Genomic DNA, 24,877 nt, shown 5'->3' with positions numbered 1-24,877 from the left:
GCGTTTTGCTGGTCGTATCGGGATTGCTGATCGCGGTGCCGTCGGAGTCTTTCACTTCGCCGATTGCGGGTTTCACCACAGCAGCTGCCTTAACGGTATAGCTTCGCACCTCCGAGAGGTTCGCCTTGCTCTCGTCATCAACCTGATCAAACGCAACCTTGTACGTAAGCGTCAGGTCCGATCCATCGAGCAACTCCTTCAGCTCGCTGTAAAAAACTGGCACCTCGATGTAGCCACGGGTGATCCAGTCCGTATCGACCTTCCCCTTGTACAGGTCTTTTTCAAAATCGGTGCCATCTGCGTTCTTGCCCTTCAGCTTGATCCAGAACCATTGCCCTTCGGCAATCAGCGGCCAGATATCAACTTGCCCCGTCCGGTCGTCAGTGTCGGTGGTCAGGTCCAGCACGTGCCCGGTGCCGTCGTCATTCTTCCCGAAAATCACCCCTGCCTTCAGGTCTTCCGGCTTAACGTCGAGTACATTCAACTCGAGCTTGCCGGACGTTACCGACGTTTCACCAGTGCGGTTGACGGTGTATTCCACCTCGATCGTTTTGCCCAGGTTAAAAGCGGTGAGCTTTGGTTCCAGAAACAAGGTCCTGATAGCTGGCGAACTAAACGGCAACGTATCACTTACGTACGAACCGCGCGAATCGGTACTCTCGCCCGTGACTTTGACGGAAAACGTATCGGTCTCCAGCAACCCTTGCAACAACCGTTTGATTTCGGCCGTCAGCCGGCCGGTTTTGTGGACCTCCAGCGGGTCCAGATCGATGCCGTTCAGTGCCTGCCTGATGCTCGGCTTCTCAAGCGGGTCCAGGATAGGACCGGTGGTGCGTGTTTTGGCAGCGATAACTTGAGCAGTCATGGGCAAGTTCCTTCTCAGAGGTGTCGCCGCAACATGAGCGGCAGCGTTGGCGCCATCTAACACCCGCCCCCGAGACGCTGACCACTGTCAGAAATAACAGGTAGGCCGTGGTTTCCGACCAGCGGCAGGAATTACATAGCCGGAGCGCTGAGCGGGTTTTGCCCGCGCATAAACGAAAAAACGCCCCGGAGGGGCGTTTTTCATGACGGCTGGGCCTGCCTGATTACTTCAGGACAACAGCACCTTTCATCATAGAGTTGTGGCCCGGGAACGAGCAGAAGAACTGATAGCTTTCGCCAGCGGCCAGCTTCGACACATCGAAGGTCACCGAGTCTTTCTCGCCGGCACCGATGATTTTGGTGTGAGCGATGACGCGAGTGTCACCTTCTTTCAGGTAGTTCTTGTCGATGCCGGCGGCCATGCCATCGGTAGTGATGCCAGCCATGTCTGCGGTTTTGCTCAGCACCCAGTTATGACCCATGACGTTCTTCGGCAAGCTGCCGGAGTGGGTCAGGTTGACGGTGAAGGTCTTGCAGCTCTTGTCGATGGTGATTTCCTTGGTGTTGAAGGACATCTGATCGGTGGAGTCGACATCGACCTTGCACTCTGCAGCCATCAATTGGCTGCTGGCCAGTGTCAGCAGGGATACCGCAACGAGTTTGGCAAACATGGTGAATCTCCAAGGCAGGGTTAACAAAATCCGTAGGGCATAAAGACTGCCTGAAATTTCTGCAAGTGCCTATGACCTGAATCAAGAATTGTATACAACTTTCGGGCTATGACATTGATCGAAACAATTAACCGGCCAGACCTCTGGCGCGCACCTATGATCGGTTTGTCATCCCACTCTGGAGCGCCTGTCATGTCCTTCAATAGCCTGTTGTGCAGTTTGCTCGCCGCCTACGCCTGTGGCGCCAGCGGCACCGATGAAAGGCCTCGATGCGAGGAATAGCCCTTGGAACGCCCAAGGTCAGCCATTACTCTGGGGTCATCACTGACCATGGAGTAAGGCATGTCTTTAGCGTCTGTTTGTGTATTTTGCGGCGCCAGCACCGGCACTGACCCGGCGTATCGGCAAGCGGCGATCGCCCTCGGCCAGGCGCTGGCCCGGCGCAAGCTGACGCTGGTGTATGGCGGTGGTGCTGTCGGCTTGATGGGTATCGTGGCCGATGCGGCGCTGGCGGCGGGTGGCGAAGTGATCGGGATCATCCCCGAAAGCCTGAAGAACTCGGAAATCGGCCACACCGGCCTGACGCGTCTGGAAGTGGTCGACGGCATGCATGCACGCAAGGCGCGCATGGCCGAGTTGAGCGACGCGTTTATCGCTCTGCCGGGCGGCCTCGGCACCTTTGAAGAGCTGTTCGAAGTCTGGACCTGGGGCCAGCTCGGTTACCACGGCAAACCGCTGGGACTGCTGGAAGTGAACGGCTTTTACAGCAAACTCACTGCATTTCTTGATCATGTCGTCGGCGAAGGCTTCGTTCGCGAGCATCACCGTGACATGCTGCAAATGAGCGAATCGCCGCAGGATCTGCTGGATGCGCTGGATGCCTGGCAACCGGTGGTAGCACCAAAATGGGCCGGGCAAAAACCCAGCTAACCCTTGACCCCGGTTTAAAGGCAGAATACGCGCCGCTCAACCTCACCTTCGACCCCAGAGGATCGCCCATGGCTAAACCTAATTACTCCTTCGCCAAACGTCAAAGAGACTTGGCCAAAGAGCAGAAGAAAGAGGAAAAGTTGCAACGCAAGAAAGCTGCCGCCGATGAAGAAACCGGCGCACTGAACCCCGATGCAGAAGGTGAAGTGGTTGCTGATGACGCTGTTGAAGCACCGAAAGATCAGGCGCCCGACGCCTGAGACCCACAGGGTTTGATGTTCTGATCAAACCCACCGGATCTGTGTCCAGGGTCGGCAGTCATGCTGCCGACCCTCACAGCCTCCACAATCGACTTGCACAAATCCCCAAAGCACAACCCACCCGACATTGATCGGCTGAGAACCTGTGTGGCGAGGGAGCTTGCTCCCGTTGGGCCGCGCAGCGGACCCAAAACCTGCAAGCGCGGCGTATCAGGTAAAACGCATCCGCTGATTTTACGGCTGCTGTGCCGCCGAGCGGGAGCAAGCTCCCTCGCCACAAGAAACCTGCGCATTCAAGAACCGCGTTCATCCAATGGCATCACGGTCACCTGCACTTCCGGGTCATGGCTGCCGCCGCCCAGAATCACCCCACGCAATGGCGAGACATCGGAGAAATCCCGGCCCCAGGCCAGGGTGATGTGCTCCAGCGCCGGTTGCACGTTGTTGGTCGGGTCGAAATCAACCCAGCCCAGCACCGGACAGAACACCGAAACCCAGGCATGGGATGCGTCGGCGCCGATCAATCGGGGCTGGCCCGGTGGTGGCTGGGTCAGCAGATAACCACTGACGTAACGCGCCGCCAATCCGCGGGAACGCAAGCAGGCGAGCATCAGGTGCGCAAAGTCCTGACAGACTCCGCGCCGACGCTCCAGCACTTCCACCAGTGGCGTCGCGACCTGAGTCGCCTCGGCGTCGAAGGTGAACTCGCTGAAGATTTTTTCCATCAACGCCTGAACGCCCAGCATCAATGGACGGCCCAGCGGGAAACAGCTTTCGGAGAACTCGACGAAGCTGCTCTTCAAGTGCACATACGGCGACTCAAACCGATAGCGGCACGCATCCATTAGCTGCGGAGCAATCGGCTGACTGCTGTAGGTCAACGCGCTACGGGTCATGTCCCAGGCCGGCGATTGATTGAAATCGCGCACCGGCCGGGCCAGCACTTCGACGGTCAGTCGGGCATTGACCAGCAGTTCGTCGTGAGGCCTTTCAAACGCCAGCCGGGTCAGCGGATTGCCAAACACGTCCAGCTCATCGCGGCGCGAAGTCGGCTCCGGGCTGATCTGCAATTGCTGATCGATGCAACGCTGCCAGGCGCAATGCCGTGGCCACAAATGAGCGAGTTGCTGGGCCAGCGAGACCGGGCTGTCGTAGTGATAATGGGTGTCGTGGAGAATCTGGTAACGGGCGCTCATCAGACGGACACCGTGCGCTGGCTGACATCATCGACATGGGCGAAGTGCCGCAACGCGAGGCGATCAGACACCTGATTGCTGACATCGGCGATTTCTTGCAGCAGATCCGCCAATCCACTGAGGGCAGCGCGGACGCTGGCTTCGCCGAACAACCCGTTCTCCAGGCAACCGAGATCGAATCGCGCCAGACGCTCGACCAACGAAGGCAACGCCAGATCGCGCGGCAGACCAAAATCATCGTTCAGGCGTTTGAGGGTCCGGGTCACCAGTTTCAACTGGAACAATACGCCGTGAGGGTTCTGCTCATCGAGCAGCAACACATCGAGCACCGGAATCAATTGCGCCACCGCCAGGTAGCGGGAGCGGTAGGTGATGCTGCTGTTGCCCAGCTCCAGCAGCCATTCCAGCCCGGCTTGATCGAAAGCCCCGGCGCCGCGCAGGAACGCGGCCAGGCTGCTGCCAAAAAACTGCAATCGCTCGATCCGCCGCCCGATCATCAAAAAGCGCCAGCCTTCGTCACGGGTCATGTCGTCCAGCGCAAAGCCCGACAGCGCCGCAAGCGACATGACCAGGCGATTGAGGAAATCCAGCCGCTCGCCAAAATCCGGCTCTTCGGTTTCCAGCTCCATGGCATCGCGCTGCAACTCCACCAACGCCTGCCAGTTCTCTCGCGAGAGTTTGCCGCGCACCTGGGAGGCTGCCCACTGCAAGCGTTGCAGGTTGGAGCGCAGGCTGAAGGCCCAGTCGTCACCGCACAATGCCGTCAGCAATCGCTCGGGCAATTCACCTTCGTCGGGCAATAACAACAGGCTTTCACCGAGATCGACCGCGGCCTGCAAGGCTTGCGGATCGTCGCCGTCGACGTAACGCGTGAGCATGATCCGCAGCAGCCGCGCACTGTCGTCGCAGCGCTCGCAATAGCGGCCGAACCAGAACAGGTTTTCGACCACCCGCGACGGCAGGTAGGGATCACGTCGCACCAGATCATGCACGCCAAGGGTTCGCTGGGTTTTCCATTGCTCGCCGATCGGCGCTCGCTCACCCAACACCCAGGTGTCCTTGCTTGCGCCGCCGCGCTGCATCGACACCACCTCGGCATCGGGTTCCGCCGCAACCCGGGTCAAGCCGCCGGGCAGCACCCGATAGCCGTCTTGACTGGCCACTGCGTAAACGCGCATGCCAATCGCGCGGGGCTGCAACTGGCCGTCTTCGGCTTGCCAGATCGGCGCCTGCGACAGTTGCGCCAGTTCTTGCGCCACATAGGCATAAGGCCGTGCCTGCATGCGCTCAGCGAGGGCCTGGCGCTGTTTTTCACTCAAGTCACGGCCCAGTACCGAGGCAAAACTCTGCGAAGGGAACGCAGGTTTGATCAGCAGTTCAGGCATTTTTTCCAGGGCCTGCGCCAACACCGGAGGCTCGCCGCACCACCAGGTGGCGATGGACGGCAGGATCAGTTCTTCGCCGAACAGGTATTGATTGATCTTCGGCAGAAAACCCAACAACCCCGGCGACTCCAGCACACCACTGCCTAAGGCATTGGCCACCAGCACCCGCCCCTGTCGAACAGCGTCAAGCAGGCCCGGCACGCCGAGCGCCGAGTCGGTGCGCAACTCCAGCGGATCGCAGAAATCATCGTCGAGCCGACGCATGATCGCGTGAACCCGACGCAAACCGCTGAGGGTTTTCAAATAAACCGTGGCGTCGCGTACGGTCAGGTCACCGCCCTCAACCAATGGATAACCCAGTTGGCGAGCCAGATACAGGTGTTCGAAATAGCTCTCGTTGAATCGTCCCGGCGTCAGCAACACCACCAGCGGCACTTCATCGGCACTCGGTGCCTGACGCATGAGGGTTTCCTTCAAGGTGCGAAAGAACCCGGCCAAATGCTGCACCTGCAAATCGCGGTACAACTCCGGAAAGGCCCGCGACACGATAGTGCGGTTTTCCAGCGCGTAACCAGCACCGGACGGCGCTTGAGTCCGGTCCGCCGTCACCCACCAGCGCCCGTCGGGCGTGCGCGCCAAGTCTACTGCGTACAGATGCAGAAAAGCCCCGTCCGGCGGCTGAATGCCCTGACAGGGCCAGAGAAAATTGTTGTGACCGAACACCAGTTCTGCCGGCAGCAGGCCTTCGGCAATCAAGCGCTGCGGGCCATACAGATCCGCCAGTACCGCGTTGAGCAAACGCGCACGCTGGGCGATCCCGGCGGACAACTGCTGCCACTCATCAGCCGCCATCACATGGGGCAGCAGGTCCAGTTCCCATGGACGATCAGCGCCTTTGGGGTCGGCGTAAACATTGTAGGTGACGCCGTTTTCCTGAATCTGTCGTGCCAGCAAGGCTTGCCGTTGCAGCAGTTGCACGGGCGTGCTGCGTTGCAACTGATCGAACAGCCGTCGCCAGTGCGGGCGCACCGCACCGCTATCGTCGAGCAATTCATGATAGGTGCCCGGCGTAAGCGGGTAACGGTCAAGCAGGTCAGGCATGGAAAGCTCGGCAGCCAGCAATGAAAAGTCAGATTAACGCAGACCTTTGACGCCCGGATAGACGAATAATCCGGACGTCGTGTCTGATTCAGAAGCGTCGCAAATCAAGCGTCATCGGCAGCTCGTCGTTAAGGGTCAGCGTTGGCACCGGCAAGGTTCCCGGGCTGTGGCCGAGACGGAAGAACCGCGCCATCCGCCGGCTCTCGGCCTCATTGGTGTTTACCGGCAGGCTGTCATAGTTGCGCCCGCCCGGATGCGCGACGTGGTACTGACAACCGCCCAGCGAGCGTTGCATCCAGGTGTCGAGCAGATCGAACACCAGCGGCGCGTGCACCGGGATGGTCGGTTGCAGGCAGTTCGCCGGTTGCCATGCGCGAAACCGCACGCCGGCGACAAACTCGCCGACCCGCCCGGTCGGTTGCAGCGGTACCGGAATGCCGTTGCAGGTCAGCACATAACGCTGCGGCGCCAGGCCTGTGAGCTTGACCTGCAAACGTTCCAGCGACGAGTCGACATAACGCACCGTGCCGCCGGCCGAGCCCTCCTCCCCCAGCACATGCCACGGCTCCAGCGCTTGACGCAGTTCCAGCTCGATGCCGCTGACCGCGTAATCGCCAACCTTGGGAAAGCGAAACTCCAGATGCGCGGCAAACCACTCGGCGCGTAGCGCATAGCCGGCGGCGTTAAGGTCGACGATCACATCGGCGAAGTCCTGCTCGATGAAGTGCGGCAGCAGGAAACGGTCGTGCAACTCGGAGCCCCAACGCGCCAGCTTGGCCGGTGCATACGGTTCGCGCCAGAACCGCGCCACCAGCGCCCGCAACAACAATTGCTGAGCCAGGCTCATGCGCGCATGGGGTGGCATTTCAAAGGCGCGCAGTTCCAGCAGACCGAGGCGCCCGGTCGCACCATCCGGCGAATAGAGTTTGTCGATGCAGAACTCGGCACGGTGGGTGTTGCCCGTGACGTCGATCAGCAGGTTGCGCAGCAAGCGGTCCACCAGCCATGGCGCGCACTCTTCGCCGGGTTTCGGCATCTGCGCGAAGGCGATTTCCAGCTCGTACAACGCATCGTTGCGCGCTTCGTCCACCCGCGGAGCCTGCGAGGTCGGGCCAATGAAAAGACCGGAAAACAGGTAGGACAGCGACGGGTGGTTATGCCAGTAGCTGATCAGACTGCGCAGCAAATCCGGGCGACGCAGAAACGGTGAGTCGGCCGGCGCCGCGCCACCGAGGACGAAATGGTTACCGCCGCCGGTGCCGGTGTGCCGACCGTCGATCATGAATTTCTCGGTAGTCAGCCGGGTCTGGCGCGCCTCTTCGTAGAGGAATTCGGTGCGCTCCACCAGCTCGTCCCAACTGGCGGACGGCTGCACGTTGACTTCGATGACGCCGGGGTCCGGAGTAATGCGGAAGTTGCTCAGACGTGGATCGCTCGGCGGTTCATAACCTTCCAGCAACACCGGGCAATGCAGTTCTTCGGCGGTGGCTTCGATGGTGCTGACCAGTTCGAGGTAATCCTCGACGCGTTCCAGTGGCGGCATGAACAGGTACAACCGCCCTTCCCGAGCCTCGGCGCAGAGTGCGGTGCGGGTCAGCCAATCAGCGGACTGGTCGACTTTCGGTGTGCGCTCATCGACGGTGGCCGACTCGCCGTGGGCCTGCAAACTGGCGGCGTCGGGCAGCTCCGGCAAATCCTGATTCGGATCGACCGGGTGCACGAATGGATACTCTGCCGCCGTCACCCACGGTTGCGAAGCCAGCGGCAAGCGATAGCCCAGTGGTGAATCTCCCGGCACCAGTCGGCAATGACTGTCACGCAGGTACCAGCGACCGCTCTGCCATTGATCGCCCTTGGCCGTGCGCGCCAGCGGCAGTACCTGGCCAATCACCTTGTCCAGACCTTGGCTGAAGACCTTGTGCAGGCGCGCGCGCTCGAGTTCGTCGCTCAGCCGTGAGTCTTCAGCGCTGACGTTGACCGGCAACGCACCTTCGCGCCAGAGGTAGTAGAGGTTGTCTTCGTAGGCCGGAAACACGAAGCGCGTGGGCAGTTTCAATCGCTCGGCGACACTCGCCAGAAAACGCCCGGCCAACTTGCCATCGGCGCCGTAGTCTTGCTGCTCATCGGCAATCAGCGCGCTGTTGTTCCAGATCGGCACCCCGTCTCGCCGCCAGTAGCAGTTCAACGACCAACGCGGCAGTTGCTCGCCGGGGTACCACTTGCCCTGGCCGAAGTGCACCAGGCCCTTGGGTCCGTAATGCTTGCGCATGCGCTGGAACAGCTCGGCGGACAGTCGGCGCTTGTCTGGCCCGAGCGCGGCGGTGTTCCACTCGGCACCGTCCGGGTCGTCGATGGAGACAAACGTCGGCTCGCCGCCCATGGTCAGGCGCACGTCGCCCTCTTGCAGGTCGGCATCGATCTGCCGGCCCAGCGCCTGGATCGCCAGCCACTGGTCTTCGGTGTAGGGTTTGGTAACGCGTGGGGCCTCCCAAATCCGCTCGACCGACATTTCGTGGCTGAATTCACACGCGCACGGTTCGACCAGGCCACTGATCGGCGCCGCCGAGGACGGATCAGGACTACACGCCAACGGAATATGCCCTTCGCCGGCAAACAGTCCAGAAGTAGCGTCTAGGCCAATCCATCCGGCGCCGGGCAGATAAACCTCACACCAGGCATGCAGGTCGGTGAAGTCGACCTCGGTGCCGGAAGGACCGTCGAGGCTTTTGACGTCAGCGGTGAGCTGGATCAGGTAACCGGAAACGAATCGCGCCGCCAATCCGAGATTGCGCAGCAATTGCACCAGCAACCAGGCCGAGTCGCGGCAAGAACCCGATGCGTGTTCCAGGGTGTATTCCGGAGTTTGCACGCCCGGTTCCATGCGGATCAGGTAGCCGATGTCGTCGCTCAGACGCTGGTTCAGCGCCACCAGAAAATCCACGGCGGGCAGCGGTGTGCGGTCGATGCCGTCAAGGTAGGCCTTGAACGTCGGCGTCAGCGGCAGGGTTTCCAGGTACGGCGCCAGCTCACGCTGTTCATCCGCAGCATAGGCGAAGGGGATTTTTTCCGCGTAGGGCTCAAGGAAGAAGTCGAACGGATTGAACACCGCCATCTCGGCCAGCAGATCGACTTCGATCCGCAGCTCCGTGGTTTTCTCAGGAAATACCAACCGCGCCAGATAATTGCCCTGGGGGTCTTGCTGCCAATTGATGAAGTGTTGCTCTGGCGACACTTTCAACGCATAGGAAAGAATCCGCGTACGGCTATGGGCCGCCGGGCGCAAGCGAACGATCTGCGGACCGAGCTCGACAGCGCGGTCGTAGCGGTAATGCGTAACGTGGTGCAACGCGACATGAATCGACACGGCGGCCTCCTGCGAGCCAGGGCATGGAAACAAAGCGCGCAAGACTTATGCCAGAGCGGCGGTCATTGCGCTTTATCGTAAGACCCGGTGCAGTACAGCACCAAAGCGGCGCCAAGGTGGGTGCCGTGGTGCGAGGGTTGCACATATTTGTGGCGGGAGTGTGAGGGTGGGTGGTGAATCTATCCAGTCAACGGGCGTTGCGCTTGGCAATCACGGCTTCGCGCAGATGGCGCACTTCGAGCAGCTTCTGGCGCATTTCGCGGTGGCGTTTGCTGTTGAGCAGCAACAATCCCAATAACGGGAAGAGCACTGCCGAGCCATAGACCAGCACGTGGAGGTGGTACTGAATCATCGGCAATACGAACAGCAGGCAACATCCCAGGTAACCCGCCACCAGGGCAGTGGCCCACGGGCGTCCGCGCGCAATCATCACGTTGCCAAACACTATCACTGCAACCAGCACCAGTATGGCAAGCCCGGAGTAGCTGGATTTGAGCTCCGGATCAACGTCGCGCAAATATGTCACGCCCGCCAGGGAAACAGCAGACGACCCGGAAAAAATCGCCATGAAAATTGTTCCCATGAATACCGGGAAGTAGCGGGCGAGATAGCGCGTCAATGGAGGAAAATCGTTCATTTCATTTTCCGGGGCTTGCGGTCGGCAAGGGCAACCCCAGCCCAACCGCCGCCAGAAAAGAATAACGCGCACGCTCTGGATCACCGCGAAAATAGGTACTCGAGGCCAATGAGATGGCCGCGGAAAGGGAAAAGCAGGCAAGAAAGAATGCACAGATGAACGTAGGGAAATACTGAGCCAAAAAAGCGCTCAACGAACCTTGGCGCTCCATCATGCAAGCGCCTCATACAAACCTACCGCGATGGTACGAATGTTCCCCGACAAAGCGCTCCCGAAAATACCAATGGCCGCACCGAGAGAATCCCGGACTTGTGTCACAGTGGCGTGGTTGATTTCACTCTCGATGCACTGGCGCGCCATGAACTGGGAGCGGTTGGAGTCCATGCCGATGCCGAGCAGGGGGCTGCTCATGGGTGTTCTTCCTTGAAGTGGAGGATGGTCATGCCGGCCTCATCGGGGGCAAGCCCGGCTTGTATGTTTAGACTTGAAGGGGCGGGTGGTGAAAGTACCCAGATGACGAGCCGCGGTACCTATCGGTTTTTATGCTGGGCTTTTAATGCCTGCCGAAGATGGCGGATTTCCACGAGCTTAATACGCATATCTCGCTGAACGGCACTGTTGAGTATCAATAGGCCAAACAGCGGAAATACCAAAGCAAGGCCATAAAGAACGGCGTGGGGTTTGTATTGAATCATTGGAAGCACAAACAAAAAGCACGCGAAGTAAATACCCACCGTTACCCACACCCAAGACGGTCGCCCCCGCAAAATCATGAAATTGCTATGGACCGTTAACAGGATCAGAAACGCTCCGGCAAGCATGATTGAAAAGCCCAAACCTCCAGCGAGAGGAGCATCACGAAAATAGGTCGCAAAGGAAAGCGCGGTAGCGAAGCCCAAGGAAAAATAGGCCGCAAATACACCACCGATAAAAGTAAGGAAGTAGTGCCTGAAAAAATCACGAAGCGTCATCAGCTCGCTCATTCGCCGGCTTCCTCATACAACCCCAATGCGATGGTTTTTACGTTGCCCGTATAAGCACTCCCACCAAAGCCCGCCGTTGCGCCTAAGGCATCTTTAATTTGGGTCTTGGTGCTGTGCTTAAGTTGAGTCGGGGTAAAACGCTTGGGCAGCTCGCCCGTCAATTGCTTGAGCTTGAGCATCTTCGATGTCAGGCGGAGGTCATTGATGGTCAACAGTTCGTTGTTGATTTCATTCTCGATGCGCTGGCGCGCCATGAACTGGGAGCGGTTGGAGTCCATGCCGATGCCAGGCAGGGGGTTGCTCATGGGTGTTCTTCCTTGAAGTGGAGGGTGGTCATGCTGGCCTCATTGCGGGCAAGCCCGGCTCCCACATCTGGAATGCATTCCCCTGTGGGAGCTGGCTTGCCTGCGATGGCAATTAATGGGCGCCACCTTAACAAACAGGTTCTCCACCGCCTACAAAGCAAAACGCCAGCACGAGGCTGGCGTTTTGTTTTCCAGGCTGCGATCAACGCGGCACGACTGGCTTGCGCGCAGGGTTTGGCCCTTTGCCTTTGGCGGCGTCCTTGCGTTCCTTCGCAGCCTGTTGGTTGCGGGCGAACGCCGCGGCCTTGGCCTGCTCACGCTTGTCCCACGGGTTACCTCCATCGCCGACACGCGGCGGCAATCTATCCAGTCAACAGGCGTTGCGCTTGGCAATCACGGCTTCGCGCAGATGGCGCACTTCGAGCAGCTTCTGGCGCATTTCGCGGTGGCGTTTGCTGTTGAGCAGCAGTAGCGCCAGCAGCGGAAACAGCAAAGTCACGGCATAAATCAGAGGGTGCGGCCCATATGCGATGGCGGGCAATACACCGAGAAAACAAATGGCCAATAGCGCCACCAGCGGCCTGACCCAATTCGGACGCCCCCGCGCGATCATGAAATTACAGTGCACGATGACCAGGGTGAGCGCGATGCCACCCAGGAAGGTGTACTTGGCACTGTCGGCCATGGAAAGGTTCTGAAAATAGCTTTCGAAAAACAACGGGACCGCAAAGACCAGGGTGAAGACGGAGGCAAAAATCGCTCCCATGAAGACCGGGAAGTAGCGGGCGAGATAGCGCGTCAATGGAGGAAAATCGTTCATTTCATTTTCCGGGGCTTGCGGTCGGCAAGGGCTGCCTGGCGCTTTTTGCGAATCATCACGAGTTGACGGCGCATTTCGCGATGGCGCTGACTATTCAGCAACAACATCCCGAGCAAGGGAAACAGCAGGCCAGCTACATAAGCCGCCATATGCGGCCGGTAGCCGTAGGTAGGCAGGACTGTCAGAAAGCACACAGCGTAGAAAGCGACAATGACCCAACTTCCCCAAGTGCGCCCTCTGATCATGACGAAATGGCTGAACGCCAAGAGCAGCCCCAGCCCAACCGCCGCCAGAAAAGAATAACGCGCACGCTCTGGATCACCGCGAAAATAGGTACTCGAGGCCAATGAGATGGCCGCGGAAAGGGAAAAGCAGGCGAGAAAGAATGCACAGATGAACGTAGGGAAATACTGAGCCAAAAAAGCGCTCAACGAACCTTGGCGCTCCATCATGCAAGCGCCTCATACAAACCTACCGCGACGGTACGAATGTTCCCCGACAAAGCGCTCCCGAAAATACCAATGGCCGCACCGAGAGAATCCCGGATTTGCGTCACAGTGGCGTGGTTGATTTCACTCTCGATGCGCTGGCGCGCCATGAACCGGGAACGGTTGGAGTCCATGCCGATGCCGAGCAGGGGGCTGCTCATGGGTGTTCGTCCTTGAAGTGGATAGTGGCCATGCCGGCCTTATCGCGGGCAAGCCCGGCTTGTATGTTTAGACTTGAAGGGGTGGGTGGTGAATCTACCCAATCAACCCGCCTTGGCCGCCTGGCGCAACCGACGTACTTCCACAAGTTTGCGCACCATCGAGCGATAGCCTTTGCTGTTGAGTAACAACAAGCCCAGCAGTGGCCAGAACAAACATTCACTGTAGATAAACCAATGCGGGCTGTATTGCAGCGTCGGCAATACCACCAGCAGGCACACCACGAAAAACGCCACCATTCCCCACACGGCCCAGGCCCGCCCACGCACAATCAGGAAGTTGCTGTTGACCACAAACAATGCAGCGAATATCACCACAAACCAGGACACAGTGGCATTCGTAGCCATGGGCACATCGGCGAAATAGGTGCTGGCCGCTAAGGAAATTGCGCCAGAGCCACCGAGGCAACCCGCAAGAATCACGCCGATGAACGATGGGAAATGTTCCAGCAAAAACGGTTTTAACGACGGAACACCACTCATCACTCCAACTCCTCATACAGGCCTATCGCCAGGGTCTTGAGCTGCTTGGGGTTATCCGAGCGCGCCAGGCCCCAGACGCTCAGCCCTGCACTGAAGGCATCGCCCAACTGTACGATGGTGGAATGCTTGAGCTGGGTGTGAGTGAAGCGCTTGGGCAAGTCACCGCGCAGTTGCAGCAGCTTGCGCATCTTGGTCGACATCTGCGGGTCGGCAATTTTCAACAGTTCTTTGGTCAGTTTTTCTCGCTCTTGGCCATTGAGGCCTTTAAGCACCTGGCGCAGGGTTTTACCGGTGGATGCACGGGCGACATTGACCAGCTTGACCGTGGTCAGCGCAGACGCGCCCACACCGACCAAGGCGGCGCCGTCCATGATCTTGGTAGCGGCCTGGTACCACTCTTCGTTATCCAGATAGTCATTCATGCCAGGGTTGACGATTTCATTGCGGGTGCGAAATGCGCCCATCAGGCATGACGCCGTACTGGCTGTAGCACTGGCATAGCCAATGACCGTGATGACCGAACTGGCGCCAGCGGTGAACGGCACCGCGATGGTGCCACTTAACATCACCAGCCAACCCAGGACCGCGCCGCCACAGGACAACGTGGTGTTGAAAGCTTCGCTGATCAGTCGCGACTCTCGCGGGTTATTCACCACTTGGTCAGCGAATTGTGCGGGAGCGACGTATTTCTGCGCCTCACGTACGATGATGCGCTTGGGCTGGATACTGCAAATCGGCTTGAACTCACGCAGGGTAACTACGTTGAAGTCGGCGTCGATATACACCACCCCTGCGCCGACGATGCTGGGATCGGCGTCGATGGCAGCAAATATACGCGGCAGGTTGAGTTCACTTTCGATGCGCTGGCGCGCCATGAACTGGGAGCGGTTGGAGTCCATGCCGATGCCGAGCAGGGGGTTGCTCATGGGTGTTCTTCCTTGAAGTGGAGAGTGGCCATGCCGGCCTCATCGCGGGCAAGCCCGGCTCCCACATCTGGAATGCATTCCCCTGTGGGAGCTGGCTTGCCTGCGATGGCAATTAATGGGCGCCACCTTAACAAACAAGTTCTCCAGCGCCTACAAAGCAAAACGCCAGCACGAGGCTGGCGTTTTGCTCGCTAGGCTGCGATCAACGCGGCACGACTGGCTTGCGCGCAGGCTTTGGCCCTTTGCCTTTGGCGGCGTCCTTGCGTTCCTTCGCGGCCTGTTGGTTGCGGGCGAACGCCGCGGCCTTGGCCTGCTCACGCTTGTCCCACGGGTTACCGCCATCGCTGGCACGCGGCGGCAAGCCGGTGTGTTGCGTGAGGATCTTGGTGGTCTTTTCCCCAGCCACTTTATGGCTACCGGCTGGCGTCGAGTTCTTGCGACGGGCGCTCTGGTAACTGTCGGTGGCCGGCTGGTGCAGCGGGATCAGCTGGTTCTTGCCCGGCCCGATCAGGTCGGCGCGGCCCATGCGGGTCAATGCTTCACGCAACATCGGCCAGCCTTTCGGATCGTGGTAACGCAAGAACGCCTTGTGCAGACGACGCTGCTCTTCGCTCTTGACGATGGTCACCGCGTCACTCTTGTAAGTGACCTTGCGCAACGGGTTCTTGCCCGAATGATACATGGCGGTGGCGGTGGCCATCGGCGACGGGTAGAACGCCTGCACCTGGTCCGCACGGAAACCGTTGCCCTTGAGCCACAAGGCCAGGTTCATCATGTCTTCGTCGGTGGTGCCGGGGTGGGCGGCGATGAAGTACGGAATCAGGTACTGCTCTTTCCCGGCCTCCTTGGAGTACTTCTCGAACATCCGCTTGAACTTGTCATAGCTGCCGATGCCCGGCTTCATCATCTGGTTGAGCGGACCTTCCTCGGTATGTTCCGGGGCGATCTTCAGGTAGCCGCCGACGTGGTGGGTCACCAGTTCCTTGACGTATTCCGGCGACTCGACCGCAAGGTCGTAACGCAGGCCGGAGGCGATCAGGATCTTCTTCACACCCGGCAAGGCACGGGCGCTGCGATACAGCTGGATCAGCGACGAGTGGTCGGTGTTGAGGTTCGGGCAAATGCCGGGGAACACGCATGACGGCTTGCGGCACGCGGATTCGATTTCCGGGCTCTTGCAAGCGATGCGGTACATGTTCGCGGTCGGGCCGCCGAGGTCGGAGATCACGCCGGTAAAGCCTGGCACTTTGTCGCGGATCTCTTCGATCTCGCGAATGATCGACTCTTCGGAGCGGTTCTGGATGATCCGGCCTTCGTGCTCGGTAATCGAGCAGAAAGTACAGCCGCCGAAGCAGCCGCGCATGATGTTCACCGAGAAACGGATCATGTCGTAGGCCGGGATCTTCTCCTTGCCATACGCCGGGTGCGGAACACGTGCGTAAGGCATGCCGAACACGTAGTCCATTTCTTCAGTGGTCATCGGAATCGGCGGTGGGTTGAACCAGACGTCGACTTCGCCGTGCTTCTGTACCAGCGCGCGGGCGTTGCCCGGGTTGGTTTCCAGGTGCAGCACGCGGTTGGCGTGGGCGTACAGAACGGCGTCACCACGAACCTTTTCTACCGATGGCAGACGGATCACGGTCTTGTCGCGGGTCATCCGCGGGCTTGCCAGAATCTGCACGACCTTGGCTTCTTCCGGATCTTCAACCGGTCCCTTTTCCTGCTCGATAGCGCAGGCCTGGGTGTCCTGGGTGTTGACGTACGGGTTGATGATCTTGTCGATCTTGCCCGGACGGTCGATGCGCGTGGAGTCGACTTCGTACCAGCCTTGCGGCGTATCACGACGAATGAATGCGGTACCGCGCACGTCGGTGATGTCTTCGATCTTGTGACCGTAGGACAGGCGCTGGGCAACTTCGACGATCGCCCGCTCGGCGTTGCCGTACAGGAGGATGTCGGCGCAGGCGTCGATCAGGATCGAGTTGCGCACCCGGTCCTGCCAGTAATCGTAGTGCGCGATGCGGCGCAGGGAAGCCTCGATGCCACCGAGAACGATCGGCACGTTCTTGTAGGCTTCCTTGCAGCGCTGGCTGTAAACCAGGCTGGCGCGATCCGGACGTTTGCCCGCCAGGCCACCAGGGGTGTAGGCGTCATCGGAACGGATTTTCTTGTCGGCGGTGTAGCGGTTGATCATCGAGTCCATGTTGCCGGCCGCGACACCGAAAAACAGGTTCGGCTCGCCGAGCTTCATGAAGTCGTCTTTGGACTGCCAGTTTGGCTGGGCAATGATCCCGACGCGAAAGCCCTGGGACTCCAGCAGCCGGCCGATGATTGCCATGCCAAACGACGGGTGGTCAACGTACGCATCACCGGTGACGATGATGATGTCGCAGGAATCCCAGCCAAGCTGATCCATCTCCTCCCTGCTCATTGGCAGGAATGGCGCTGGACCGAAACATTCGGCCCAGTACTTGGGATAGTCAAATAACGGCTTGGCTGTTTGCATGACGATGACCGGTGTTGAGATGAAAAATCGCGGGCGCGGAATATAGCACAAAAATTAACCAATTCCGACGGCTATGGTCGGAAATTGCAGAGCCGGATTCGCAACAAGCTCCTGAGGCATGACACCGCTCTTGTGGCGAGGGAGCTTGCTCCCGCTGGACAGCGAAGCGGCCCCCATAGTTTATCCGTGATACCGCAAATTCAGAATTTACGACTGCTGCGCAGCCGAACGGGAGCGAGCTCCCTCGCCACAAAGTCCCTGCTCAGTTACTCATCATCGTCGAAGTTATAGCTGCCCGGCGCGAGGTTTTCGAATCGGGTGTATTTGCCGATGAAGGCCAGGCGGATAAAGCCGATCGGGCCGTTCCGCTGTTTACCGATGATGATCTCGGCGATGCCTTTATGCTCGGTCTCCGGGTGATACACCTCGTCCCGGTACACGAACATGATGACGTCGGCGTCCTGCTCGATCGCTCCGGATTCCCGCAAGTCGGAGTTCACTGGCCGCTTGTTCGGCCGCTGTTCGAGGGAACGGTTGAGCTGGGACAGCGCCACTACCGGGCAGTTGAATTCCTTGGCCAGGGCTTTCAAGGAACGGGAGATTTCGGAAATCTCGTTGGTCCGGTTGTCACCGCTGGAACCCGGGATCTGCATCAGTTGCAGGTAGTCGATCATGATCAGACCGATCTCACCGTGTTCGCGCACCAGACGACGGGTCCGCGCACGCATTTCCGACGGACTGATACCAGCCGTATCGTCGATGAACAGCTTGCGATCGTTGAGCAGGTTGACCGCCGAGGTCAGGCGCGGCCAATCGTCATCTTCCAGGCGACCGGCCCGGACCTTGGTCTGGTCGATCCGACCCAGCGAAGACAACATACGCATGATCAGCGATTCGCCTGGCATCTCGAGCGAATAAACCAGTACCGCCTTCTCGCTGCGCAACACGGCGTTCTCCACCAGGTTCATCGCAAAGGTGGTTTTACCCATCGATGGACGGCCGGCGACGATGATCAGGTCAGACGGTTGCAGGCCGCTGGTCTTCTCGTCGAGGTCGGTGTAACCGGTCGACAGGCCGGTGATGGCGTTGTCGGTGTTGAACAAGGTGTCGATGCGGTCGATGGCCTTGGTCAACAGGTCATTGACGCTTACCGGGCCACCGGTTTTCGGGCGCGCTTCGGCGATCTGGAAGATCTGCCGTTCGGCTTCGTCGAGAATCTCGGCGGCGGTGCGGCCTTCCGGGTTGAAGGCGCTGTCGGCGATTTCGGTGCTGATGCCGATCAGTTGGCGCAAGGTCGCTCGCTCACGAACGATCTGGGCATAGGCCTTGATGTTGGCGACCGACGGCGTGTTTTTTGCCAGTTCGCCCAGATAACCGAGACCGCCGACTTGCGAGGTCTGACCTTCCTTGTCCAATTGCTCGGCAAGGGTCACGACGTCGATCGGCGAGTTCTGATCGGCCAGCTTGGCGATCGCACGGAAGATCAGGCGGTGGTCATGTCGATAGAAATCACCGTCCGAGACCTGATCAAGCACGCGCTCCCAGGCGTTGTTGTCCAGCATCAGACCACCGAGCACGGCCTGTTCGGCCTCGATGGAATGCGGCGGCACTTTCAGCGCGGCGGTTTGCAGATCGTATTGCTCAGGAGCGGAGATATCGTTCATGGCCACTTGGGTTCTTTAGGAAAAGCAGGGGTTGTAAAAAATCAGGAACTGCAGAAAGACAAAGGGCACGACCTGTAAACAGGATCGTGCCCGATGTTACCGGCAAGCACCCAAGGGTGCCAGCCGACAAGTACTTCTTAAGCTGCTACCACGACAACGCGTACGGTGGCTTCAACTTCAGCGTGCAGGTGCACGGCTACGTCGAATTCGCCTACGTTGCGGATGGTGCCGTTCGGCAGACGAACTTCGCTTTTTGCAACTTCAACGCCAGAGGCGGTCAGTGCATCAGCGATGTCGTGGGTACCGATCGAACCGAACAGCTTGCCTTCGTCACCGGCGGTGGCAGTGATAGTCACTTCCAGCTCAGCCAGTTGGGCAGCGCGGTTTTCAGCCGAAGTTTTACGGTCTGCTGCGGCTTTTTCCAGCTCAGCGCGACGCTCTTCGAACGCAGCCAGGTTGGCAGCGGTCGCAGCGGTAGCTTTGCCGTAAGGCAGCAGGTAGTTACGACCGTAACCAGCCTTAACGTTCACTTTGTCACCCAGGTTGCCCAGGTTGGTGACTTTTTCCAGAAGGATCAGTTGCATGTGAAAATCCTCTTAACTTTTAACCTTCACCGTTCGCGCTATCGACGTCTTTCGGCGTCAATCGACCGCGAAAATCAATCAGGCTGTCGACAATGGCCAGGACCACCAGCAACGGATAGATCAGCTGCATAAACAGCAACAGCGTTACGTACAACCCCACCAGCCAAAACCTGGCCAGTCGCTTTTCAGCCACCAGCCCATGAATCAGGGCCAGCCCGGCGAACACCAGCGGTACGCTGCACAACGGCGTCAACATGGCCAGCTGGGGACCGAAGTTCGGCCCCAGAAGCATGCACGCCAGCAGCAACATCGCCGGCCCCAGCGGGATTCGGATGGCGCGAAACTCGCGACCAAAACCACCGGGGTTGTACAACAACGCCTGCCAGTAGCGCCCAACAATCAGGCTCAGCACACTGACGATTTGCAACAAGGCCGCTATCAGGCCGGTCAGGACCGGGGCAATCAGGGCGGCGAGACGTGCTCGCTCCTCTACCGACAATTGCTGGTAGAGGTCACCGAGGGCCAGCGGCAGGATCTTTACCAGTTCCTGCGACAGCATCTCGATCTGAGGGCGGTAAGCCGCACCCAGCACCACTGAAAACACCAATCCCATCGCTATGCTGACCAGCAGCACGCGGTTCCAGGATTCACTTGCGCGCAAAACCAACGCAAGGCCCGAAGACCCCAGCAACACCATGAGTGCGCGTGGATCATCGGAATACAGCCACCAGATCAATGCCGGCAGTATTCCCAGAGCAAGAACGCCCAGGGCGTCCTTCAATCCGCGCCGCAGTAGCACAAGGCTCCCTGCGGCAGCACCCAACCAGTACAACAACGGCAATGCCGCGCATCCAGCCACTACGAGAGTGGCCTGCATACGACCGCGCATGATGAACTCAGCTATGGCGCGCATGCATTCAATCCTTTGCTACGTGTCGACTGCCCGGTCTCAGCGGCCGTGGCTGTCGGTGTAGGCCAGCAGGGCCAGGAAGCGGGCGCGCTTGATAGCGGTGGCCAGCTGACGCTGATAACGAGCTTTGGTACCGGTGATGCGGCTTGGAACGATTTTGCCGGTCTCGGATACGTAAGCTTTCAGAGTGTTGAGATCTTTGTAATCGATCTCTTTCACGTCTTCAGCGGTGAAGCGGCAGAATTTACGACGACGGAAGAAACGTGCCATGTAATAGGCTCCTCAAAAGGTCCGTGGATTACTCGTCAGCGTTATCGCTGTTGTCGCTGTCATCACTGTCAACGCTTTCAGCGCCTTCGTGCTCAGGACGGTCGCGACGCTCACGGCGCTCACTGCGGTTTTCTTCAGCCTTGAGCATCTCGGATTGGCCGGTAACGGCTTCTTCGCGACGGATGACCAGGTTACGGATCACTGCATCGTTGTAGCGGAAGTTGTCTTCCAGCTCGGCCAGGGCCTTGCCAGTGCACTCAACGTTCAGCATCACGTAGTGAGCCTTGTGAACATTGTTGATTGCGTAGGCCAGTTGACGACGGCCCCAATCTTCCAGACGGTGGATTTTGCCGCCGTCTTCTTCGATCAGCTTGGTGTAACGCTCAACCATGCCGCCGACTTGCTCGCTTTGATCCGGGTGGACCAAAAAGATGATTTCGTAATGACGCATGAATGCTCCTTACGGGTTGTAGCCTGCCGCTCAAAAGCGGTCAGACAAGGAGTGAATGACACTTATGGACTTGCCGGCGATGGACACATGCGTGCCTGCCGTCACAGCAAGGGGCGCAATTGTAGAGAAGGGACAGAAGCGGCGCAAGGCAATTGGTGATTATTTGAACAATCACCACAGCATGATCATTCCCACGCAGAGCGTGGGAATGATCATTGCACCTGGCTCAGGACTTCTTGGCGGTCGCGGCGGCTTTGACGCCACGCTGGCGCAGGGCTTCGAACAGGCACACGCCGGTAGCCACGGAAACGTTGAGGCTGCTGACGCTGCCGGCCATTGGCAAACGCACCAGATAGTCGCAAAGATCACGCGTCAGGCGACGCATTCCGCTACCTTCTGCGCCCATGATCAGGATGGTCGGGCCGGTCAGGTCTTGCTGATACAGATCCTGCTCAGCCTCCCCCGCCGTGCCGACAACCCACAAGCCACGCTGCTTGAGCTTTTCCAGGGTGCGCGCCAAGTTGGTCACGGCCACCAACGGAATCACTTCCGCGGCACCACAGGCGACTTTACGCACAGTCGGAGTCAGGGTGGCTGACTTGTCTTTCGGAACGATCACCGCCAAGGCACCCGCCGCGTCGGCAGAACGCAGGCAAGCACCGAGATTGTGCGGGTCGGTTACGCCGTCGAGCACCAGCAGCAGCGGCGCACCTTCGGTACGGTCGAGCAGCTCGTCGAGCATTGCCTCGCCCCAGACCTGGCTTGGACTTACCTCTGCCACCACGCCCTGGTGCACGCCTTCAACCCAGGCATCCAGCTCACGACGCTCGGCCTGGCCGACCGCAACGCGGTTTTCGCTGGCCAGTTCGATCAGCGTCTGAACGCGCGGATCACTGCGGCCTTCGGCCAGCCAGATCTGCTTGACGCGTTTCGGGTGGTGACGCAACAACGCTTCTACGGCATGCACGCCGTAGATTTTTTCCAACTGACTCATGACTTGGCCTTAGGTTTACGCGCCCCGCCGCTTTTGGCTGGAGCCGAGCCCGCTTTTGGCGGGCCTTTACGGTGTTTACTTGGTTTGGCTGGCTTGCCGCCGGAGGCCTTTTCAGGCGCCGACCGCCCGGTCTTTCCCCCAGACGCCGCTTTACCGCCGCTCTTCGCTTCGGCCAGCAACGCCTGTTTCATTTCACGACTTTTACGTACTTCGGCGTTTTTCGCCGCGGCATCGCTCGGGCGATAGGCTTCGACCGCTTTTTCCTTCGCCGGACCACGACGACCGGTTTTGGCCGGTGCCGGCTCAGCAGCCGTCTTGGCGGCAGGCGCCGAGGTTTCTGCACCACGCTTCTTGCGGCCAATCGGCGCGCTGATGGTTTTTTCAGCCATCTCGAAGTCGATCTTGCGCTCGTCCAGGTCAACCCGCATCACGCGCACTTCAACGGTATCGCCGAGGCGGAAGCTGCGACCGGTACGCTCACCGGCCAGGCGGTGATGCACAGGGTCGAAGTGGTAGTAGTCGCCCGGCAAAGCGGTCACGTGGACCAGACCTTCGACGTAGATATCGGTCAGCTCGACGAACAGGCCAAAACCGGTCACCGCGGTGATCACACCCGGGAACGACTCGCCCACGCGATCTTTCATGAACTCGCACTTGAGCCAGTTCACCACATCGCGGGTCGCTTCGTCGGCACGGCGCTCGCTCATCGAGCACTGCTCGCCGAGCTGCTCCAGCGCCGCCTCGTCGTACGGATAGATGCGCGCTTTCGGAATGGTCATCGCCCCGGCACGACGCACGTGTGGCGTGTCTTGCTTGGAGTGGATGACACTGCGAATCGCCCGGTGCGTGAGCAAGTCCGGATAACGGCGAATCGGCGAGGTGAAGTGGGTATAGGCTTCGTAATTCAGGCCGAAGTGGCCCTGGTTATCGGCGCTGTACACCGCCTGGCTCAACGAGCGCAGCATGACGGTCTGGATCAGGTGGAAATCCGGACGATCCTTGATCCCGGCCAGCAACGCCTGGTAATCCTTCGGCGACGGGCCGTCCTTGCCTTTGTGCAGGGACAGGCCAAGCTCGCCGAGGAAGGCGCGGAGTTTTTCCAGACGCTCCGGTGGCGGACCATCGTGAACCCGGTAGAGCGCAGGGATTTCGTGTTTTTTCAGGAACTCGGCGGTAGCCACGTTGGCCGCCAGCATGCATTCCTCGATTAACTTGTGCGCGTCGTTGCGCACAGTCGGACGGATTTCGGCAATCTTGCGCTCGGAACCGAAGATGATTCGGGTTTCCTGCGTTTCGAAATCGATCGCGCCACGCACGTGACGGGCTGCCAGCAACACCTTGTACAGCGAGTAGAGCTGCTTGAGGTGCGGCACCACGTCGGTGTATTCGCCACGAAGCTGACGAGCCTCGGTGGTTTTCGGTTGTTCCAGCATCGCGCTGACCTTGTTGTAGGTCAGGCGGGCGTGGGAGTGAATCACTGCCTCGTAGAAACAGTAGTCAGTCATCTCGCCGGATTTGGAGATGGTCATCTCGCAAACCATGGCCAGGCGATCGACATGCGGGTTCAGCGAGCACAGGCCGTTGGACAACTGCTCAGGCAGCATCGGCACTACACGCTCGGGGAAGTACACCGAGTTGCCGCGAACCTGGGACTCGGCATCCAGCGCCGAACCGATCTTCACGTAGCTGGAAACGTCGGCAATCGCCACGTACAACTTCCAGCCACCGGAGAACAGCCGCAGCTTGCCCGGTTTCGCTTCGCAGTAGACCGCGTCATCGAAGTCGCGAGCATCTTCGCCGTCGATGGTAACGAACGGCAGATGACGCAGGTCGATGCGCTTCTCTTTGTCTTTCTCTTCGACTTCCGGCTTGAGCTTGGCGGCTTCTTTGAGCACCGCTTCAGGCCAGACGTGAGGAATGTCGTAGGTCCGCAGGGCAATATCGATCTCCATGCCCGGCGCCATGTAGTTACCGACCACTTCCACCACATCGCCTTGCGGCTGGAAGCGCGGGGTTGGCCAGTGCGTGATCTTCACTTCAACGAATTGGCCGATATTGGCGTTGGCGTTACGACCCGGGGTGACCAGCACTTCCTGCTGGATCTTCGGGTTGTCGGCCACCACAAAGCCGATGCCGCCTTCTTCGAAGTAACGACCGACGATGCTCTCGTGAGCACGCGAGACCACTTCGACGATCACGCCTTCGCGGCGACCACGACGGTCCAGACCGGAAACCCGTGCCAGCGCACGGTCGCCGTCAAACACCAGACGCATTTGCGCCGGGCTCATGAACAGGTCGTCACTGCCGTCGTCCGGGATCAGGAAGCCGAAGCCGTCACGGTGACCGCTGATACGGCCCAGGATCAGGTCGAGCTTGTCTACCGGCGCGTAAGTGCCGCGACGAGTGTAAATAAGCTGAGCATCGCGCTCCATGGCGCGCAGGCGGCGGCGCAGGGCTTCGATCTGGTCTTCTGTGGTCAGACCAAACTCTTCGACCAGTTGCTCGCGGTTAGCAGGCGAACCCCGATCAGCAAGGTGCTGAAGGATCAGTTCGCGGCTAGGAATAGGGTTTTCATATTTTTCCGCTTCACGAGCGGCCTCGGGATCGAGGGACTGCCAATCGGCCATTAGAGAGTTTTCACCTTGTCTATATGCGGGTTAGTTTGGCATAGGCGTAATGAAACGGGAAATTTCAGGCTCCTGGAGGCCCTAAAAGGCTCTTCCTCCGCCTGGAAAGACAGCATCAAGCACCGCTCGTAAAATTTTCCAGGTTTTTTTGAGTTCAGGGGTTTACAGTTAAAAGGACGCTCCGTATAGTGCGCGCCATCGACGACGCAGACGCATCTCGATACTGCCCAGATGGTGAAA

At 59.3% G+C, this 24,877-nt stretch carries 23 protein-coding genes and 3 pseudogenes; 2 read left to right on the top strand and 24 right to left on the bottom strand.

The window, feature by feature from the left end; all coding sequences use genetic code 11:
• Window positions 1-865, bottom strand: an 865-nt coding sequence (locus AC3WK5_RS05455; protein WP_492574141.1) for a hypothetical protein, incomplete at its 3' end; no start/stop codon positions are given.
• A gap of 223 nt (window positions 866-1,088) precedes the next feature.
• The gene (azu, locus tag AC3WK5_RS05450; RefSeq protein ID WP_103316291.1) at window positions 1,089-1,535 is read right to left on the bottom strand and encodes an azurin; all 447 of its coding nucleotides are present in this window, start codon (window positions 1,533-1,535) and stop codon (window positions 1,089-1,091) included.
• Window positions 1,536-1,877: 342 nt separating this feature from the next.
• Here azu and AC3WK5_RS05445 point away from each other — a divergent pair, with 342 nt between their 5' ends.
• Both AC3WK5_RS05445 and AC3WK5_RS05440 read left to right on the top strand, forming a co-directional pair.
• Window positions 1,878-2,465: a cytokinin riboside 5'-monophosphate phosphoribohydrolase gene (locus tag AC3WK5_RS05445; RefSeq protein WP_054595376.1), complete on the top strand. Its 588-nt coding sequence runs from the start codon at window positions 1,878-1,880 to the stop codon at window positions 2,463-2,465.
• A gap of 68 nt (window positions 2,466-2,533) precedes the next feature.
• Window positions 2,534-2,725: a hypothetical protein gene (locus AC3WK5_RS05440; protein WP_054595375.1), complete on the top strand. Its 192-nt coding sequence runs from the start codon at window positions 2,534-2,536 to the stop codon at window positions 2,723-2,725.
• 293 nt (window positions 2,726-3,018) lie between these two features.
• Here AC3WK5_RS05440 and AC3WK5_RS05435 read toward each other — a convergent pair whose 3' ends face one another.
• The 22 genes and pseudogenes from AC3WK5_RS05435 to rnr all read right to left on the bottom strand — a co-directional run bounded on the left by AC3WK5_RS05435 (window position 3,019) and on the right by rnr (window position 24,637).
• Window positions 3,019-3,921: a transglutaminase family protein gene (locus AC3WK5_RS05435; protein WP_103316292.1), complete on the bottom strand. Its 903-nt coding sequence runs from the start codon at window positions 3,919-3,921 to the stop codon at window positions 3,019-3,021.
• Window positions 3,921-6,407, bottom strand: a complete 2,487-nt coding sequence (locus tag AC3WK5_RS05430) for a circularly permuted type 2 ATP-grasp protein (protein ID WP_103316293.1) — start codon at window positions 6,405-6,407, stop codon at window positions 3,921-3,923. The genes AC3WK5_RS05435 and AC3WK5_RS05430 overlap by 1 nt, the downstream gene beginning before the upstream one ends.
• Window positions 6,408-6,495: 88 nt before the next feature.
• Entirely contained in the window at window positions 6,496-9,771 is a 3,276-nt protein-coding gene (locus AC3WK5_RS05425) for a transglutaminase family protein (RefSeq protein ID WP_103316294.1), read from the bottom strand.
• Between the two features lie 187 nt (window positions 9,772-9,958).
• Window positions 9,959-10,408, bottom strand: coding sequence for a hypothetical protein (locus tag AC3WK5_RS05420; protein WP_103316295.1), 450 nt, complete (start codon window positions 10,406-10,408; stop codon window positions 9,959-9,961).
• Between the two features lies 1 nt (window position 10,409).
• Entirely contained in the window at window positions 10,410-10,622 is a 213-nt protein-coding gene (locus AC3WK5_RS05415) for a hypothetical protein (RefSeq protein WP_177474835.1), read from the bottom strand.
• A pseudogene (locus AC3WK5_RS05410) lies at window positions 10,619-10,747 on the bottom strand (NAD synthetase); the annotation flags it as partial. The pseudogene AC3WK5_RS05410 and the gene AC3WK5_RS05415, both read right to left, overlap by 4 nt.
• 191 nt (window positions 10,748-10,938) lie before the next feature.
• Window positions 10,939-11,391, bottom strand: a complete 453-nt coding sequence (locus AC3WK5_RS05405) for a hypothetical protein (RefSeq protein ID WP_103316297.1) — start codon at window positions 11,389-11,391, stop codon at window positions 10,939-10,941.
• Window positions 11,388-11,621 (bottom strand): annotated as a pseudogene (locus tag AC3WK5_RS05400) (NAD synthetase); the annotation flags it as partial. The pseudogene AC3WK5_RS05400 and the gene AC3WK5_RS05405, both read right to left, overlap by 4 nt.
• 277 nt (window positions 11,622-11,898) lie before the next feature.
• A complete protein-coding gene (locus tag AC3WK5_RS05395; protein WP_256585177.1) occupies window positions 11,899-12,057 on the bottom strand; it encodes a hypothetical protein in 159 nt (52 codons plus the stop codon).
• Window positions 12,058-12,066: 9 nt separating this feature from the next.
• Window positions 12,067-12,516: a hypothetical protein gene (locus AC3WK5_RS05390; RefSeq protein WP_103316298.1), complete on the bottom strand. Its 450-nt coding sequence runs from the start codon at window positions 12,514-12,516 to the stop codon at window positions 12,067-12,069.
• Window positions 12,513-12,968, bottom strand: coding sequence for a hypothetical protein (locus AC3WK5_RS05385; protein ID WP_177474837.1), 456 nt, complete (start codon window positions 12,966-12,968; stop codon window positions 12,513-12,515). The genes AC3WK5_RS05390 and AC3WK5_RS05385 overlap by 4 nt, the downstream gene beginning before the upstream one ends.
• A pseudogene (locus tag AC3WK5_RS05380) lies at window positions 12,965-13,093 on the bottom strand (NAD synthetase); the annotation flags it as partial. The pseudogene AC3WK5_RS05380 and the gene AC3WK5_RS05385, both read right to left, overlap by 4 nt.
• A 174-nt stretch (window positions 13,094-13,267) precedes the next feature.
• A complete protein-coding gene (locus AC3WK5_RS05375) occupies window positions 13,268-13,705 on the bottom strand; it encodes a hypothetical protein (protein WP_103316300.1) in 438 nt (145 codons plus the stop codon).
• Complete coding sequence (gene ssp4, locus AC3WK5_RS05370; RefSeq protein ID WP_103316301.1) at window positions 13,705-14,631, bottom strand: Ssp4 family T6SS effector; 927 nt, start codon at window positions 14,629-14,631, stop codon at window positions 13,705-13,707. Before ssp4 ends, AC3WK5_RS05375 begins: the two co-directional genes overlap by 1 nt.
• Window positions 14,632-14,833: 202 nt before the next feature.
• Window positions 14,834-17,137 carry a YgiQ family radical SAM protein gene (locus AC3WK5_RS05365; RefSeq protein ID WP_090176228.1) on the bottom strand — a complete coding sequence of 768 codons (2,304 nt, stop codon included), beginning with the start codon at window positions 17,135-17,137 and terminating at the stop codon, window positions 14,834-14,836.
• A gap of 266 nt (window positions 17,138-17,403) precedes the next feature.
• The gene (dnaB, locus tag AC3WK5_RS05360) at window positions 17,404-18,801 is read right to left on the bottom strand and encodes a replicative DNA helicase (RefSeq protein WP_019691515.1); all 1,398 of its coding nucleotides are present in this window, start codon (window positions 18,799-18,801) and stop codon (window positions 17,404-17,406) included.
• Window positions 18,802-18,938: 137 nt separating this feature from the next.
• Window positions 18,939-19,385: a 50S ribosomal protein L9 gene (gene rplI, locus AC3WK5_RS05355; RefSeq protein ID WP_008157007.1), complete on the bottom strand. Its 447-nt coding sequence runs from the start codon at window positions 19,383-19,385 to the stop codon at window positions 18,939-18,941.
• A 19-nt stretch (window positions 19,386-19,404) separates the two neighbouring features.
• Window positions 19,405-20,298: a YybS family protein gene (locus tag AC3WK5_RS05350; protein ID WP_103316302.1), complete on the bottom strand. Its 894-nt coding sequence runs from the start codon at window positions 20,296-20,298 to the stop codon at window positions 19,405-19,407.
• Window positions 20,299-20,334: 36 nt separating this feature from the next.
• Window positions 20,335-20,565 (bottom strand): 30S ribosomal protein S18, encoded by a 231-nt coding sequence (gene rpsR, locus AC3WK5_RS05345; protein WP_002551829.1) that lies wholly within the window; start codon window positions 20,563-20,565, stop codon window positions 20,335-20,337.
• Between the two features lie 28 nt (window positions 20,566-20,593).
• Complete coding sequence (gene rpsF, locus AC3WK5_RS05340) at window positions 20,594-21,016, bottom strand: 30S ribosomal protein S6 (protein WP_054595362.1); 423 nt, start codon at window positions 21,014-21,016, stop codon at window positions 20,594-20,596.
• A gap of 226 nt (window positions 21,017-21,242) precedes the next feature.
• A complete protein-coding gene (gene rlmB, locus AC3WK5_RS05335; RefSeq protein WP_054595361.1) occupies window positions 21,243-22,010 on the bottom strand; it encodes a 23S rRNA (guanosine(2251)-2'-O)-methyltransferase RlmB in 768 nt (255 codons plus the stop codon).
• A complete protein-coding gene (gene rnr / locus AC3WK5_RS05330) occupies window positions 22,007-24,637 on the bottom strand; it encodes a ribonuclease R (protein ID WP_019691512.1) in 2,631 nt (876 codons plus the stop codon). The genes rlmB and rnr overlap by 4 nt, the downstream gene beginning before the upstream one ends.
• Between the last annotated feature and the right edge of the window lie 240 nt (window positions 24,638-24,877).

The organism is Pseudomonas sp. FW306-02-D09B (assembly GCF_058782685.1).
This window is presented reverse-complemented; position numbering and strand designations above follow the sequence as displayed.

Bases quoted from the DNA above. Each gene is read 5' to 3' on its own strand.
- azu (WP_103316291.1), bottom strand. From the start codon at position 1,535: ATGTTTGCCAAACTCGTTGCGGTATCCCTGCTGACACTGGCCAGCAGC.
- AC3WK5_RS05445 (WP_054595376.1), top strand. From the start codon at position 1,878: ATGTCTTTAGCGTCTGTTTGTGTATTTTGCGGCGCCAGCACCGGCACT.
- AC3WK5_RS05440 (WP_054595375.1), top strand. From the start codon at position 2,534: ATGGCTAAACCTAATTACTCCTTCGCCAAACGTCAAAGAGACTTGGCC.
- AC3WK5_RS05435 (WP_103316292.1), bottom strand. From the start codon at position 3,921: ATGAGCGCCCGTTACCAGATTCTCCACGACACCCATTATCACTACGAC.
- AC3WK5_RS05430 (WP_103316293.1), bottom strand. From the start codon at position 6,407: ATGCCTGACCTGCTTGACCGTTACCCGCTTACGCCGGGCACCTATCAT.
- AC3WK5_RS05420 (WP_103316295.1), bottom strand. From the start codon at position 10,408: ATGAACGATTTTCCTCCATTGACGCGCTATCTCGCCCGCTACTTCCCG.
- AC3WK5_RS05415 (WP_177474835.1), bottom strand. From the start codon at position 10,622: ATGATGGAGCGCCAAGGTTCGTTGAGCGCTTTTTTGGCTCAGTATTTC.
- AC3WK5_RS05405 (WP_103316297.1), bottom strand. From the start codon at position 11,391: ATGAGCGAGCTGATGACGCTTCGTGATTTTTTCAGGCACTACTTCCTT.
- AC3WK5_RS05390 (WP_103316298.1), bottom strand. From the start codon at position 12,516: ATGAACGATTTTCCTCCATTGACGCGCTATCTCGCCCGCTACTTCCCG.
- AC3WK5_RS05385 (WP_177474837.1), bottom strand. From the start codon at position 12,968: ATGATGGAGCGCCAAGGTTCGTTGAGCGCTTTTTTGGCTCAGTATTTC.
- AC3WK5_RS05375 (WP_103316300.1), bottom strand. From the start codon at position 13,705: ATGAGTGGTGTTCCGTCGTTAAAACCGTTTTTGCTGGAACATTTCCCA.
- ssp4 (WP_103316301.1), bottom strand. From the start codon at position 14,631: ATGAGCAACCCCCTGCTCGGCATCGGCATGGACTCCAACCGCTCCCAG.
- AC3WK5_RS05365 (WP_090176228.1), bottom strand. From the start codon at position 17,137: ATGCAAACAGCCAAGCCGTTATTTGACTATCCCAAGTACTGGGCCGAA.
- dnaB (WP_019691515.1), bottom strand. From the start codon at position 18,801: ATGAACGATATCTCCGCTCCTGAGCAATACGATCTGCAAACCGCCGCG.
- rplI (WP_008157007.1), bottom strand. From the start codon at position 19,385: ATGCAACTGATCCTTCTGGAAAAAGTCACCAACCTGGGCAACCTGGGT.
- AC3WK5_RS05350 (WP_103316302.1), bottom strand. From the start codon at position 20,298: ATGCGCGCCATAGCTGAGTTCATCATGCGCGGTCGTATGCAGGCCACT.
- rpsR (WP_002551829.1), bottom strand. From the start codon at position 20,565: ATGGCACGTTTCTTCCGTCGTCGTAAATTCTGCCGCTTCACCGCTGAA.
- rpsF (WP_054595362.1), bottom strand. From the start codon at position 21,016: ATGCGTCATTACGAAATCATCTTTTTGGTCCACCCGGATCAAAGCGAG.
- rlmB (WP_054595361.1), bottom strand. From the start codon at position 22,010: ATGAGTCAGTTGGAAAAAATCTACGGCGTGCATGCCGTAGAAGCGTTG.
- rnr (WP_019691512.1), bottom strand. From the start codon at position 24,637: ATGGCCGATTGGCAGTCCCTCGATCCCGAGGCCGCTCGTGAAGCGGAA.